11 protein-coding genes and 2 pseudogenes are annotated in these 13,806 nt (G+C 73.3%); 3 read left to right on the top strand and 10 right to left on the bottom strand.

Going from position 1 to position 13,806, the window contains the following annotated elements; translation table 11 throughout:
• Window positions 1-72: 72 nt before the first annotated feature.
• The 9 genes and pseudogenes from Sm713_RS37970 to Sm713_RS37930 all read right to left on the bottom strand — a co-directional run bounded on the left by Sm713_RS37970 (window position 73) and on the right by Sm713_RS37930 (window position 10,273).
• Window positions 73-2,095: pseudogene (locus tag Sm713_RS37970) on the bottom strand (serine/threonine-protein kinase).
• 106 nt (window positions 2,096-2,201) lie between these two features.
• Window positions 2,202-3,565, bottom strand: a pseudogene (locus Sm713_RS37965) (aldolase/citrate lyase family protein).
• 246 nt (window positions 3,566-3,811) lie between these two features.
• Window positions 3,812-4,774 (bottom strand): electron transfer flavoprotein subunit alpha/FixB family protein, encoded by a 963-nt coding sequence (locus tag Sm713_RS37960; RefSeq protein ID WP_212914469.1) that lies wholly within the window; start codon window positions 4,772-4,774, stop codon window positions 3,812-3,814.
• Between the two features lie 51 nt (window positions 4,775-4,825).
• Window positions 4,826-5,611 carry an electron transfer flavoprotein subunit beta/FixA family protein gene (locus Sm713_RS37955; RefSeq protein WP_212914468.1) on the bottom strand — a complete coding sequence of 262 codons (786 nt, stop codon included), beginning with the start codon at window positions 5,609-5,611 and terminating at the stop codon, window positions 4,826-4,828.
• A 250-nt stretch (window positions 5,612-5,861) separates the two neighbouring features.
• Entirely contained in the window at window positions 5,862-6,377 is a 516-nt protein-coding gene (locus Sm713_RS37950; RefSeq protein WP_212914467.1) for a flavin reductase family protein, read from the bottom strand.
• Between the two features lie 190 nt (window positions 6,378-6,567).
• Complete coding sequence (locus Sm713_RS37945; RefSeq protein ID WP_212914466.1) at window positions 6,568-6,954, bottom strand: thioredoxin family protein; 387 nt, start codon at window positions 6,952-6,954, stop codon at window positions 6,568-6,570.
• Between the two features lie 84 nt (window positions 6,955-7,038).
• Complete coding sequence (locus tag Sm713_RS37940; protein WP_212914465.1) at window positions 7,039-8,109, bottom strand: low specificity L-threonine aldolase; 1,071 nt, start codon at window positions 8,107-8,109, stop codon at window positions 7,039-7,041.
• A complete protein-coding gene (locus Sm713_RS37935) occupies window positions 8,106-8,858 on the bottom strand; it encodes an SDR family NAD(P)-dependent oxidoreductase (RefSeq protein WP_212914464.1) in 753 nt (250 codons plus the stop codon). Before Sm713_RS37935 ends, Sm713_RS37940 begins: the two co-directional genes overlap by 4 nt.
• A gap of 26 nt (window positions 8,859-8,884) precedes the next feature.
• On the bottom strand, window positions 8,885-10,273 hold the full coding sequence (locus Sm713_RS37930) for a DUF6421 family protein (protein ID WP_374196143.1): 1,389 nt from the start codon (window positions 10,271-10,273) through the stop codon (window positions 8,885-8,887).
• A 485-nt stretch (window positions 10,274-10,758) separates the two neighbouring features.
• On the opposite strand from Sm713_RS37930, the gene Sm713_RS37925 reads away from it, so the two are divergent.
• Complete coding sequence (locus Sm713_RS37925; protein ID WP_212914462.1) at window positions 10,759-11,442, top strand: glycerophosphodiester phosphodiesterase family protein; 684 nt, start codon at window positions 10,759-10,761, stop codon at window positions 11,440-11,442.
• A 242-nt stretch (window positions 11,443-11,684) separates the two neighbouring features.
• On the opposite strand, the gene Sm713_RS37920 is transcribed toward Sm713_RS37925, so the two are convergent.
• On the bottom strand, window positions 11,685-12,236 hold the full coding sequence (locus Sm713_RS37920) for a GNAT family N-acetyltransferase (RefSeq protein ID WP_212914461.1): 552 nt from the start codon (window positions 12,234-12,236) through the stop codon (window positions 11,685-11,687).
• A 179-nt stretch (window positions 12,237-12,415) separates the two neighbouring features.
• Here Sm713_RS37920 and Sm713_RS37915 point away from each other — a divergent pair, with 179 nt between their 5' ends.
• Window positions 12,416-12,802, top strand: coding sequence for a VOC family protein (locus tag Sm713_RS37915; protein WP_212914460.1), 387 nt, complete (start codon window positions 12,416-12,418; stop codon window positions 12,800-12,802).
• Window positions 12,803-13,095: 293 nt separating this feature from the next.
• Complete coding sequence (locus Sm713_RS37910; protein ID WP_212914459.1) at window positions 13,096-13,674, top strand: DUF5134 domain-containing protein; 579 nt, start codon at window positions 13,096-13,098, stop codon at window positions 13,672-13,674.
• Window positions 13,675-13,806: the final 132 nt, after the last annotated feature.

Raw genomic sequence — 13,806 nt, 5'->3', positions numbered from 1 at the left:
GGGCTTCGGGCTCCCCCGCACCGGGCGGCCTCCGCCGCACGGGGCGGGGTACCACGTGCGGCGGAGGAGCCGTCAGCAGGTGGGCAGGCCGGGTATGGGCTGGTCGTTGTCGCCGCCTCGGAGGTAGACGTCGCTGACGAAGACGTCGGTGTTGCCGCTGTCGTCGTCCGTCCTCGCATACCAGGTGTTCGTCCACTGGCCGTAGGTCTCGCGGCGGCCCAGGTTCTGCTGGCAGTAGAAATAGTTCGTGCCGGCGTTCAGGACCCCGGCCTGGGTGCCGGAGGCCGTGTAGGAGGTGGCGCTCCTCCAGACGGTGCAGTTGTACTTGCCGCCGCCCGCGGACTGGCAGGCCGGCGGCTGGGCTGCGCTGCCGGACGAGTTACCGCCGGAACCGCCTGAACTGCCCGAGCCGCCGGTGCCGGGCTTGGGAGGGGTGGTGGGGCGCGCGGGCGGCCGCCTGGTGGCGGGGGCGGCGGAACGGGTCCGGGTGTGCGGAGGCGAGGCGGACGGCGAGGTGGCCCCGCTCCTGCCCGGGCGCTTGGAGCCGCCCGAGTCCGGCAGGGTGCCCGGGCTGGGGTGCTCGGAGGACGCGCCTGAAGGTCGGGGCGCGTCGCTCGCGCTGGCCGTGTCGGCGGTGCCGTCCGGGCCCGTCTTGAGCAGGGCGACGGTGACACCGGTGGCCGCCAGCACCACCGCGACCGCGACCGCCGCCGGCACGGCGCGGCCTCGCGAACGGCGCCGCCCGGTGGAGCCGGCGCCCGGCGCGCCCTGACCGGTGGCCTGGGTCCCCGGACCGTGCCCGCCTGGTGCGGCGGCCGCCGGCCGGCCGCCCTCGCCCCCGCCCCGGCCCGGCGCACCCGGCGCACCCGGCGCACCCGGATAGCCGTACCCGTAGGCCGCGTTGCCGCCATGACCCTGCTCCGCGGGATGGCCGGCAGCGCCGGGGTACTCCCGGCCACCGCCGTATCCGCCGTCCTGCTGGGCGGCACCCGCACCGGCCACTCCCCCAGCTGCGGGCAAACCTCTGCCTGCGGCCACGCCACCACCGGCCGGCAGGCCACCGCCGCCGGGCACGCCCACGCCGCCCGGCGCGGCACCGCCCCCGTACGCCGCACCGCCACCGGCCTCGGCACCGCCCTGCCCGCCACCAGAGCCGGAATCGCCGTACGCCTCCGCCGGCCCGAAGCCTTGCGCGGGACCGCCAGCCGCCTCGGCGGGCCCGAAGCCCGGGGGCACGCCGGGCACGTTCCGCACGGTCGTCTCCCGGGCTCGCGGATCCAGTCCGCGGTCGGAGGCCGAATCCGGGGCGGAGTCACGGGCGTGGAGGATCTCCGCCGCGACCTGCCGCAGCAGGTCGGCGGCGCGCGCGGCGTCCGGCCGGCCGTCCGGGTCCTTGTGCATCAGCGTCCGGAGCACTCCGGTCAGCGGCCCCGCGAGGCGGGGCTCCGGCAGCGGCTCGACGACGATGGCGGTGAGCGTCGACCACGTGGACGTGCGCCGGAAGGGAGAGGTGCCCTCGACCGCCGCGTACAGCGTGGCCCCCCACCGCCCAGACGTCGGAGGCGGGGCCCGGGGCGCGGCCCTGGGCACGCTCCGGAGCGAGGTAGTCCAGCGAGCCGACCAGCTCGCCGCTGCGGGTGAGATGGGTGTCCGAGCCGTCGCCCGGGTCGTCCATGGCGGCGATGCCGAAGTCGGTGAGCACCACCCGGCCGGAGCGCTCCAGGAGGATGTTGCCGGGCTTGACGTCGCGGTGCAGGACCCCGGCGCGGTGTGCGGCGGCCAGCGCGTCCAGCACCTCGGCGCCCACCGCGGCCGCCTCGCCAGGGCCGAGGGTGCCGCGCTCGCGCAGCACATCGTCGAGCGAGGGGCCGTCGACCAGCTCCATGACGATGAGCGGCCGGCCGTCCTCCTCGGCGATGTCGTGCACGGCGACGACTCCGGTGTGGCGCACTCTGGCCGCCGCCCGGGCCTCGCGCTGCATCCGCACCCTCAGGTCGGAGAGCTCGCCGGCGGCGGCGTCGGTGTACGTGCGGAGCTCCTTGACGGCGACCTCGCGGCCCAGGACCTCGTCGACGGCGCGCCAGACGACGCCCATGCCGCCGCGGCCGAGCTGCCCGGCAACCCGGCGCCGTCCGTCTGTCCGTACTCCCCCGATGACACTGCCGCACCGTCCCCTGTCACGCGTCAACCGGTGCAACAGCCTACGCGGAGCCACCGACAGGGCCCGCATCCACCGGCCCGGGGGCCGCCGCTGGCTGTCGGCGCGTCAGATCCCCGCGGGGCGTGGGGATGCGTACGCCTCCAGATCCGCGCGGGTGAGGCCGGTGTGCCGGGCGACCTCGCCGATGTCCAGGGCGCCGCAGTCCAGGCCGCGGAGCAGCTGGCCGGCGAGCGCGCGGGCGGTGGCGGGCTCGTCCAGCACGCCGCCGGCGGCGCTCTGGCTGTAGGCGACCAGGCGCCCGGCGGCCGATGCGAAGCTCTCGCGGTGGAAGGCGAACACGGCCGCGTAACGGGTGGGCAGGTGGCCCGGGTGCATGTCCCAGCCCTGGTAGTAGGCACGTGCCAGCGCGCGGCGGGTGAGCCGGTAGTGCAGCCGCCAGGCGTCGTGCACGCGCGCGGTGGGGCCGACGGGCAGCACGTTGGTGGAGCCGTCGCAGACGCGTACGCCGGTGCCCGCGGCGGCGACCTGCATCACGGCCTTGGCATGGTCGGCGACGGGATGGTCACCGGCCTGGTGGACGGCGCCGACGCCGAGGGCGGCGCTGTAGTCGTAGGTGCCGTAGTGCAGCCCGGTGGCACGGCCCTGGGCGGCCTCGATCATGCGGGCCACGGTGGCCGTACCGTCGGCGGCGAGGATGGCCTGGCTGGTCTCGATCTGTATCTCGAAGCGGAGCCGCCCGGCCCGCAGGCCGTGTGCCTCCTCGAAGGCGTCCAGCACCCGGGCGAAGGCGGTGACCTGGTCGGCGTGGCTCACCTTCGGGAGGGTGAGGACGAGCCCTGCGGGCAGGCCGCCGGAGGTCATCAGGCCGGTGAGGAAGATGTCGAGGGTGCGCATGCCGCGGTCGCGGACGCCGGCCTCCATGCCCTTGGTCCGGACGCCGGTCCAGGGTGCCGCGGTGCCCTCCGCGCAGGTCTCGGCGGTCAGCCGGGCGGCGCGGGCTGCTGCCTCGTCCTCCTCGGCGTCCGGGCGGGCGCCGTAGCCGTCCTCGAAGTCGATGCGCAGGTCCTCGACGGGCTCGCGTGCCAGTTTGGCGCACACCCGGTCGTACACGGGCTCCGCGAGGTCGTCGGCAAGGCCGAGGACGCCGGCGAAGGAGGCGGCGTCCGGCGCGTGCTGGTCTAGGGCGCGCAGCGCCTGCTCGCCCCAGGAGCGGACGGTGGCGGCGGTGAGAGCGCCGGCGGGAACGTAGACGGTGTGGACGGGCTGGCGGGTGCCTGGGTCGCCGGGGTAACGGCGTGCCAGGTCCGCGTCCACGGGGGCGAGGAGGGCGCCGATGTCCTCGCCGAGGCCGGCGGGCAGGGAGGTCGTCACGTTCTCGTGCGGAGCGCTCTCCTGCGGGGCCAAAGCCTGCCTCCGATGCCGCTGGACGATCCGCGTGACAGGATCAACAACCTGTTGAAGGAACGTAGTGGTCGCCGTCGGCGGCGTCAATGGCGGCACGGGATGGCACGGGCCGGGGCCGCACGGTGGTGGTCACCGCGCGGCCCCGGCCCGTCGATCGCTTCCCTGAACGCCCTGGAGGTTCTCCGCTGGGTCCCGGGCCCCTGGGTCTCTCCCGTGTGGCCCGTCCTGCGGTCTCCGCGGGCGGTCTCAGCCCTTGCGGGTGGTGATCTCCTCGGTGAGCTGGGGGACGACCTGGTGGAGGTCGCCCACCACTCCGTAGTCCACCAGGTCGAAGATCGGGGCCTCGGAGTCCTTGTTGATCGCCACGATGGTCTTCGAGGTCTGCATGCCCGCCCGGTGCTGGATCGCGCCGGAGATGCCGGAGGCGATGTAGAGCTGCGGGGAGACGGTCTTGCCGGTCTGGCCGACCTGGTGGGAGTGCGGGTACCAGCCGGCGTCGACCGCGGCGCGCGAGGCGCCCACGGCCGCGCCCAGGGAGTCGGCGAGCGCCTCGATGACGGAGAAGTTCTCGGCGCCGTTCACGCCGCGGCCGCCGGAGACCACGATCGCGGCCTCGGTCAGCTCCGGGCGGCCGGTGGACTCGCGCGGGGTGCGCGCGACGACCTTGGTCCCCGTGGCGAGCGCGCCGAAGGTGACGTCCAGCGGCTCGACGGTGCCCGCGGCGGGCGCGGCCTCGACCGGGGCGGCGTTCGGCTTGACGGTGACGACGGGGGTGCCGTTGGTGATGCGGGACTTGGTGGTGAACGCCGCCGCGAAGACGGACTGGGTGGCCACCGGTCCCTCGTCACCGGACTCCAGGTCGATGGCGTCGGTGATGATGCCGGAGCCGATGCGCACCGCGAGGCGCGCGGCGATCTCCTTGCCCTCGGCGGAGGACGGCACCAGCACGGCGACGGGCGAGACGGCCTCGTGGGCGGCCTGGAGGGCGTCCACCTTGGGCACGACGAGGTAGTCGGCGAACTCGGGGGCGTCGGCGGTGAGGACCCGCACGGCGCCGTGCTCGGCGAGCGTGCCGGCGGTGTCCGCGGCGCCGGGGCCGAGGGCGACGGCGACCGGCTCGCCGACGCGGCGGGCCAGGGTCAGCAGCTCGAGGGTGGGCTTGCGGACGGCGCCGTCCACGTGGTCGACGTAGACGAGGACTTCAGCCATGGGATTGCTCTCCTGCGTGGAAAAGTTGAGGGGCGGTCAGCGAATCCGGGCTCAGATGAACTTCTGGCCCGCGAGGAACTCAGCGAGCTGCTTGCCGCCCTCGCCCTCGTCCTTCACGATCGTGCCGGCGGTGCGGGCCGGGCGCTCGGTCGCGGAGTCGACCTGCGTCCAGGCGCCCTTGAGGCCGACGGTGTCGGCGTCGATCTCCAGGTCGTCCAGGTCGAGCGCCTCGACCGGCTTCTTCTTGGCGGCCATGATGCCCTTGAAGGACGGGTAGCGCGCCTCGCCCGACTGGTCCGTCACCGACACCACCGCGGGCAGCGACGCCTCGAGCTGCTCGGAGGCGGCGTCGCCGTCCCGGCGGCCCTTGACCGTGCCGTCCTCGACCGAGACCTCCGACAGCAGGGTGACCTGCGGAACGCCCAGGCGCTCGGCGAGGATGGCGGGCAGCACGCCCATGGTGCCGTCGGTGGAGGCCATGCCGCACATCACCAGGTCGTATCCGGTGTGCTCGATGGCCTTGGTGAGTACCAGGGAGGTGCCCATGACATCGGTGCCGTGCAGGTCGTCGTCCTCGACGTGGACGGCCTTGTCGGCGCCCATCGACAGCGCCTTGCGCAGCGCGTCCTTGGCGTCCTCGCCGCCGACGGTGAGCACGGTGATCTCCGCGTCGTCGGCCTCGTCGGCGATCTGGAGCGCCTGTTCCACCGCGTACTCGTCCAGCTCCGACAGCAGCCCGTCGACATCGTCACGGTCGACGGTCAGGTCCTCGGCGAAGTGCCGGTCGCCGGTGGCGTCGGGCACGTACTTCACACAGACAACGATCCTCAAGCTCACGCCGGCTCTCCTACTGCGTCGTCAAATCCTTCGGCTGCCTTATGCAGGCAGCATAAGCGCCTGAAGCGGCGGATCCCGGTCGGGGCGACCGCGCTTCCGACCGCAATATTACTCGCCAGTACACCTAAGGAGGTTCCCTCTGAGCAAGCGCTTTGAACTGTGACGTTCACAACGCTCCGTAATCGAAGAGCCCGCTGCGCCGGCGTGCGCGGCTGCCGTTACGTGGGGGTTCGGCGGGCGGGCAGGGGTTTCAGTCGCGCAGCGTGCAGAAGCCGCCCTCGTGGTAGAGCAGCGGCCGGCCGGCACCCGCGGGGTCGCCGGCGAGGGGCTCGGCCAGCACGATGTGGTGGTCCCCGGCGGGCACCCGTGCGGCGATCCGGCAGACGAGCCAGGCGGGCACGTCCCCGAGGACGGGCACGCCCTCGGGGCCCGGGCTCCACCGGGTGGGCGCTGCGAACCGGTCGGCGCCGCTGCGCGCGAAGGTGGCGGCCAGCTCCCGCTGGTGCTCGCCCAGGATGTGGACGCCGATGTGCTCGGTGGTGGAGATCACCGGCCAGCTGGAGGCGGTCTCGCTGATCCCGAACGATATGAGCGGGGGTTCGACCGAGACGGAGGCCAGCGAGGTGGCGGTGAAACCGACCGGGGTCTCTCCCATGGCGGTGATCACGGCGACCCCGGCCGCGTGGCGGCGGAAGGCCGCACGGAGCAGGCCGGGGGCGTCGGTGGCGGGCGGCGTGTGCGTGGCGAGGCCGGGTGTGGCCGTCATGAGGTGTCCTTCTGCCGAGGCGGTGAGATGGCCGGTTCCTTGGCTGCTCAGCAGGCCGGACAGCGTGCGCTGGCGGTGCGGGCGAGATCCACGTGGACGCGGGCGTACAGGTGGGGGTCGCTTGGCATGTGCTCAGGCTGACCACCGGCGGGCGATGCGGTCAAGCCGGGGCGGCCGGGTGCCCGGCCGCTCACCGGTCGTCCGCCTGCGGCTGCACGGCCTCGCCGAGGGCTGCGATCACATCGGCCCGGCGCGGCAGGCCGGCGGCGCGGCGCACCACCCGGCCGGTGGCGTCGAGAACCAGGACCGTGGGCGTGCTGCGGATGTCGAGGGCGCGCACCAGCGGCAGCCGGCTCTCCGCGTCCAGGTCGACATGGGCGACGCCGGGCACCATGGCCGCGACGTCGGCGAGCACCCGCCGGGTCGCCGCGCAGGGGCGGCAGAAGGCGGTGGAGAACTGCACGAGGGTCGCGCGCTCCCCCGGTGCCCGACCGAGTTCGGCCGCGCCCAGCCGCGGCGCGTCGTCGTGTCCGCCGAGGACCACTCGTGTTCTCCTTCCGCTCGCCACCGGCACCACAGTGCAGCGCGGGGCGGCCGCAGAAGATTCCCGGGGCCGGGGGCATCCGGGCCGCCGCCGGCCGGCGTCGCGCGAACGGGCCCGCTAGCGGGCCATCTCCTCCTTGAGCGCCGCCACGAATCCGTCGACGTCCTCTTCGGTGGTGTCGAACGCGCACATCCAGCGCACGTCGCCCGCGGCCTCGTCCCAGAAGTAGAACCGGTGGCGCTTGCGCAGGCGCTCGCTCACGTCGTGCGGCAGGCGCGCGAAGACGGCGTTGGCCTGCACGAGGTACAGGATCTCGACTCCGTGCACCGCGCGCACGCCCTCGGCGAGCCGCTGGGCCATGGCGTTGGCGTGCCGGGCGTTGCGCAGCCACAGGTCCTTGGCGAGCAGCGCCTCCAGCTGGACGGAGACGAAGCGCATCTTGGAGGCGAGCTGCATCGACAGCTTGCGCAGGTGCTTCATGTGCCGCACCGCGTCCCGGTTGAGGACGACGACGGCCTCGCCGATGAGCGCGCCGTTCTTGGTGCCCCCGAAGGAGAGGATGTCCACCCCGGCGGCGTTGGTGAAGGCGCGCATGGGCACGTCGAGCGAGGCGGCGGCGTTGGCCAGGCGGGCGCCGTCCATGTGCACGAGCATGCCGAGCTGGTGGGCGTGGTCGCAGATGGCGCGGACCTCGTCGGGCGTGTAGACGGTGCCCAGCTCGGTGTTCTGGGTGATCGAGACGGCCTGCGGCATGGCGCGGTGCTCGTCGTCGAAGCCCCACGCCTGCCGGTCGATCAGCTCGGGCGTCAGCTTGCCGTCGGGGGTGGGGACGGTGAGCAGCTTCAGGCCGGCGACGTGTTCCGGGGCGCCGCACTCGTCGGTGTGCACGTGCGCCGACTCGGTGCAGATCACCGCGCCCCAGCGGTCGGTGACCGCCTGGAGCGCGATGACGTTGGCCCCGGTGCCGTTGAAGACCGGGTAGGCCTCGGCGGTGGCGCCGAAATGGCCCCGGATGACCTGCTGGAGGTCCGCGGTGTAGGCGTCCTCACCGTAGGAGATCTGGTGCCCGCCGTTGGCGAGTGCGATGGCGGCGAGCACCTCGGGGTGGACGCCCGCGTAGTTGTCGCTGGCGAAGCCGCGTATGTCCGGGTCGTGCCGGCGGCGGGCGTCGGTCCTGGGAGGGTTCACGGCTTCTCGGTCAGCCACAGGCGGTTTCCGTTCACTTCCGTGGCGGGCCTCTTCCAGACCCCGGCGATGGCGTCGGCCAGCTCCTTGACGTCCGTGAAGCCCGCGAACTTGGCTTGCGGACGCTCGGCCCGCATCGCGTCGTGCACGAGCGCCTTGACGACAAGGATGACAGCCGCAGCCTTCGGCCCCTGCTCGGCCCCCGCCTTGCGGAAGTCGTCGGCGAGCGCCAGCGTCCAGGCTTCGGCCGCCGCCTTGGCCGCGGCGTAGGCGGCGTTGCCGGCGGTCGGCCGGCTCGCGCCCGCCGCGCTGACGAGGACGTAGCGGCCGCGGTCGCTGCGGGAGAGCGGGCCGTGGAAGGCGAGCGACGTCTGCTGCACGGTCCGGATCAGCAGCTTTTCGAGCAGGTCCCAGTCGGCCGGGTCGGTGGCCGCGAAGGTGGCGCCGCCCCGCCAGCCGCCGACCAGGTGGACGAGGCCGTCGACGTGCCCGAAGTCCTTCTCGATGCGCTCCGCCCAGTGCCGGGTGGCCGCCGGGTCGAGCAGGTCGACGGTGTCCCCGGTGACCGTGGCGCCGCCGCGCACCGCCGCCGCGGCGTCCACCGCCTCCGCCAGGCGCTGGGGGTCGGCGTCGGCGCCCACCACCGTGGCCCCCGCCTCCGCGAGCCTGAGCAGGGTGGCCCGCCCGGCCGGGCCCGCCGCCCCCGCCACCGCGACCACCGCGCCGTCCAGCGTCCCGCTGCTGCCGTCCATCGTCGTCACCTCCGGCTCTCGCCGGCTCACGCGGCGACCTGCGCCACGCCCGCCGCCGTGATTCCCTTGGTCGAGGCGATCACTTTCCTGAGCTTCTTGGCAAGCGCTTCGTAGAACATGCTGAGCGGAAACTCGTCGGCCAGCACGTCGTCGACCAGCTTGCGGGGCGGCTGGGACAGGTCGAGCGCGTCGGGGCCCTTCGCCCAGCGCGAGCCCGGGTGCGGTGCGAGGTGCCGGGAGACGAACTCGTACCCGGCGAACCAGTGCACCAGCTTGGGCCGGTCGATGCCCTCCCGGTAGAGCTGCTCGATCTCGGCGCACAGCTGAGTGGTGGCCTCCGCTGCGCGCTCCCAGTCGATGCTCAGGGTGTTGTCCGTCCAGCGGACCACGTCGCGCTGGTGCAGGTAGGCGAAGAGCAGCTGGCCGCCGAGGCCGTCGTAGTTGCGCACCCGCTGACCGGTGACCGGGAAGCGGAACATCCGGTCGAAGAGGACGGCGACCTGCACGTCCCGGCCCTGGGGGATACCGTCCGCCTCCAGCCGGGCGGCCTCGCGGAAGGCCGTGAGGTCGCAGCGCAGCTCCTCCAGGCCGTACATCCAGAACGGCTGCCGCTGCTTGATCATGAAGGGGTCGAACGGCAGGTCGCCGTGGCTGTGCGTCCGGTCGTGGATCATGTCCCAGAGCACGAAGGCCTGCTGGCAGCGGTCCTGGTCACCGATCATCTCGCGGATGTCGTCCGGCAGCCGCAGCCCGAGGACGTCGACGGCCGCCTCGATGACGGTGCGGAAGCGCGCGGCCTCGCGGTCGCAGAAGATGCCGCCCCAGCCGAAGCGCTCCGGCGCCTCGCGCACGGCGATCGTCTCCGGGAAGAGGACGGCGGAGTTGGTGTCGTAGCCGCTGGTGAAGTCCTCGAAGGTGATGCCGCAGAAGGCGGGGTTGTCGTAACGGGTCCGCTCCAGCTCGGCGAGCCAGCCGGGCCAGACCATGCGGACCACGAGCGCCTCGAGGTTGCGGTCCGGGTTGCCGTTCTGCGTGTACATGGGGAAGACGACGAGGTGCTGGAGGCCGTCCTCACGCCGCGCGGCGGGCTGGAAGGCGAGCAGTGCGTCGAGGAAGTCGGGGACCTGGAAACCGCCGTCGGCCCACCTCCGCAGGTCGGCGACGAGGGCCGCATGGTAGGCGGCATCGTGCGGCAGCAGGGGCGACAGGCGCTCGATGGCCGAGATGACACGCTGGACGGCCTCCCGGGCGGCGGTGCCCGACGGGGCGTCCTCGGCGTCGAAGTCGATGGAGCCGTCCTTCGACTGCCAGGGCCTGATGTCCTCCACGGCCTGCTTCAGCAGGGGCCAGGCTGGATGCTCCACCACGCGCATGGACGGAGGAATTTTCTCATCCCCGCGATGCCGCGCAAGCATTTCCGTCACGACCCCTCCTCCACAGCAGAAACTTTCGTAGCACCCACCGTATGCACCCAAGGCCGTTCACCACAAGTCGACCTTCAGGAAATCATCCTGCATTCACACCGTACTGAGCCCTTTTTTCCTGCCGCATAAATGTTTCACGGATACTTCTTCGGAAAACGTCGCGGTGCTCGGGGTGCGCCGCCCCGCGCCCCGGCGCTCCCCGCGCGCCGGTGGCAGCCCGGCCGTGACACGCCCACGCACGGGTGAGGCGGCACGGCCGGAAGCGGGGCGCGGGAGAGCCGGGTGAGGCGTGACACCGGACTTCGGCCACTCGCGTCGGAGCGGTTCCCTCTCACAGGAGGGCCATTAGGCTGCGAGCGTGGCCGCGTGGGCACGCTCCCCCTGTCCCAGCGGGCTTTGGGCCGGGACCCCATCGCCGCGCGGGAGCCGGGCCGCCACGCGGGAGCCGAGCCGCCGTCGACGGAAGCGAGTGAACCTTGAACTTCCTCACCATCGGTCATCGTGGGGTCATGGGAGTCGCGCCCGAGAACACCCTGCGCTCCTTCACCGCCGCGCAGCACGCCGGCCTCGACGTCATCGAACTCGACCTGCACCTGAGCAAGGACGGCGCCCTTGTCGTGATGCACGACGCCGACGTGGACCGCACGACCGACGGCAAGGGACCGATCGTCGAGAAGACGCTGGACGAGCTGCGGGCGCTGGACGCCGGCGGCGGTGAGCGCATCCCGGTCTTCGAGGAGGTGCTGGACGCCGTCACGGCGCCGCTGCAGGCCGAGATCAAGGACGCCGCCGTGGCCCAGGTGCTCGCCGAGGTGATGATCCGCCGCGACCTGTGCGCCCGGGTGGAGGTGCTCTCCTTCCAGGACGACGCCCTCGCCGAGATCAGCCGTCTGGTGCCGGGCGTGCGGACGACGCTCGTGGCCAGCCACTACGGCAGAGACGTGGCGGGGCGCGCGAAGGCCGTGGGCGCGACGGCGCTCGCGCTGGACATCCAGCGACTCACCCTGGAGGTCGTCGAGGAGGCCAGAAGGGCGGGGTTGAGGGTGTACGGCTGGGTCGTCAACACGCAGGACCACCTGCGGCTGGTGCGCGCCCTGGAACTGGACGGCGCGACCACCGACTATCCGGAGATCAAACGGACGGCACGCTTCACGGCCTGAGGGAGCCTGATGGGTTGAGGGCTGAGAGCTCGGGGAACGTGAGCGGGCCGCCCTCGTCATCCGGGGCAGCCGGCCCGGGTCGATCTTCGAACGATCGGCCCAGGCCGCCGAGCGATCGGTCCGGCTCGCTTCTGAGGGGCGTCCAGAGCGCTGAACGGCGTCCCGGCGCGTGAGGGCCACCGGTGCCACCGGTCCCTCGGGCCCGGTTCCGGAGCGCGCCGGCGGACCGCCCGGCTGGGCGCTCAGACCAGCGGCTTGACCAGCAGCTCGAACTCCAGATCCGGACGCTGCGGGATCCCGAAGCGCTCGTCGCCGTACGGGAAGGGGGTCATCTCGCCCGTGCGGCGGTAGCCGCGGCGCTCGTACCAGGCGATCAGGTCCTCGCGCACCGAGATGACCGTCATCTGCATCTCCCGCGCGCCCCAGTCCTCGCGGGCGCGCCGCTCGGCCTCGGCGATGATGACCTTGCCCAGCCCCGCACCCTGCAGGGCGGGACGCACCGCGAACATGCCGAAGTAGGCGCTTTCACCGCGGCGTTCCAGCTGGCAGCAGGCCACGACCTCGCCGTCCCGCTCCACCGCGATCAGAGTGCTGGCGGGGCTCTCGATGACCTCCAGCACGCCCTGCGCGTCGGTGCGCTGCCCTTCCAGGATGTCGGCCTCGGTGGTCCACCCGCTCCTGCTGGAGTCCCCGCGGTAGGCCGACTGGAGGAGCGCCACCAGCTCGTCGGTGTCGCTGCCGAGCGCGTCGCGGAAGACGAGCTCGCCGGGCGCGGGTGACGGGGCGGTAGCCATGGAACGATCTCCGGGTCTCGACTGCGAGGGACGCCCGCCGGGCTCGGGCGCGCGGTACGGCGCTCGGGGCGGGACGGGCCGCACGGCGCCGCGCGTGCGCGGGTGGGCGCACATACCGGCCGCCGAACGGCTCGAATGAGGTTAACCCGGCGGCGGCGCGGCCCGTAAGGTCGGCCTGCATGGTGCACGTACTGAGCAGCAGGACACTCCTCAGGCCGACCGATCCGGAGCGCTCCCGCACCTTCTACGGGGAGCAGCTGGGCCTCGCGGTCTACCGCGAGTTCGGCACGGGTCCCGAGCGCGGCACGGTCTACTTCCTCGGCGGCGGCTTCCTGGAGGTCTCCGGCCGCTCGGAGCGGCCGCCTTCTCCCGGGCTGCGGCTCTGGCTCCAGGTGGCGGATGTGGCGGCCGCCCATGACGAACTCGGGGCGCGCGGCGTGGAGATCGCCCGCCCGCCGCGACGGGAGCCCTGGGGGCTCGTCGAGATGTGGATCAAGGATCCGGACGACTGCGACATCGCGGTGGTGGAGGTGCCCCCGGACCATCCCTTGCGGTACCGCCCCTGAGCCAGGCTCCGCGTCAGGCCCGCGAGTTCAGGCCTCCGGGTCAGGTCCCCAGGTCAGGCCCCGGGTCAGGTCCCCGGGTCAGGCCTCCCCTGGAAGGGCTCCGGGAGTTGGAGTGGATGCGGCGCATTCCCCGGTGGCGCACCACCGGAGCGAGCGCCAGTGCGCCGGTGATGGCTTCCGTACCCGCGTGCGGCGCATGTGTGTACGGTTCTGCTCCCCCTGCACCCCCGTGTGCTCGGTTGAGCCGGCGGCTCCGTGGGCATCCGTCCCCCGGGCATGTCGAGGGGGGATCCGTGCACGGACCGGTGTCAGCAGCGTGGCTCGTCGTAGCGGTGTGCGCGGCGAGCGGTGCCTACTGCCTGCTGCGCATGCGCGGCGCGGTCGGCGCCGAGCGGCATGCGGCGGGTGCCGATGCCCTGATGGGACTGGGCACGGCGGCGATGGCGGTACCGGCGGCCGTGCTGACCCCGCCGCGGGCGGCGTGGCTGGCCTGTGCGGCGGTCTTCGGCGCGGCGGCGCTGCACGCGGCCTGGACGGCCCGGCAGGACCGCGGCCATCTGCACCATCTCGTCTGCTCCGGCGCCATGGTGTACATGTCACTGGCGATGGCGGCGATGCCTGCCATGGACGGCGGTATGGTCCACAGCACCGCGGGGGTGTCCGCGGTGACCGGGCCGCTGCTGCTGTACTTCGCCGGGTACGCGCTGTGGGGCGGGATCCGACTGGTGCCCTCGGCGGCACCGGAGCCGGCCGGCCCAGGACTGCGTACGCCCGCGGTGGCGGTTGCGCGCTGGACGGACCGGCCCGAGCTGGCGCGGGCCTGCCGGATAGGCATGAGCATCGGGATGCTGGCGATGCTGCTCGCGCTGTGAGGGCCCCGGGTGAGGGCCCCGGGACATGACGTCCGTACGGGAGGACAGCCGGGCGGGAGACATCCAGGCGGGCGGGCGCCCGCGATCGAGGACAGCCGCGCCACAGACGGGGCGCCGTCGCGTCAGGTCTCC

The organism is Streptomyces sp. TS71-3, assembly GCF_018327685.1.
GTDB lineage: Bacteria > Actinomycetota > Actinomycetes > Streptomycetales > Streptomycetaceae > Streptomyces.
Note: the sequence above shows the minus strand (reverse complement) of the source record. Positions and strands in the feature narration are given on the sequence as shown.

Excerpts from the sequence above, each read along its gene's own strand:
- Sm713_RS37960 (WP_212914469.1), bottom strand. The coding sequence starts at position 4,774 with ATGGCTGAAGTCCTCGTCTACGTCGACCACGTGGACGGCGCCGTCCGC.
- Sm713_RS37950 (WP_212914467.1), bottom strand. The coding sequence starts at position 6,377 with ATGACGGCCACACCCGGCCTCGCCACGCACACGCCGCCCGCCACCGAC.
- Sm713_RS37935 (WP_212914464.1), bottom strand. The coding sequence starts at position 8,858 with ATGGACGGCAGCAGCGGGACGCTGGACGGCGCGGTGGTCGCGGTGGCG.
- Sm713_RS37930 (WP_374196143.1), bottom strand. The coding sequence starts at position 10,273 with ATGCTTGCGCGGCATCGCGGGGATGAGAAAATTCCTCCGTCCATGCGC.
- Sm713_RS37920 (WP_212914461.1), bottom strand. The coding sequence starts at position 12,236 with ATGGCTACCGCCCCGTCACCCGCGCCCGGCGAGCTCGTCTTCCGCGAC.
- Sm713_RS37915 (WP_212914460.1), top strand. The coding sequence starts at position 12,416 with ATGGTGCACGTACTGAGCAGCAGGACACTCCTCAGGCCGACCGATCCG.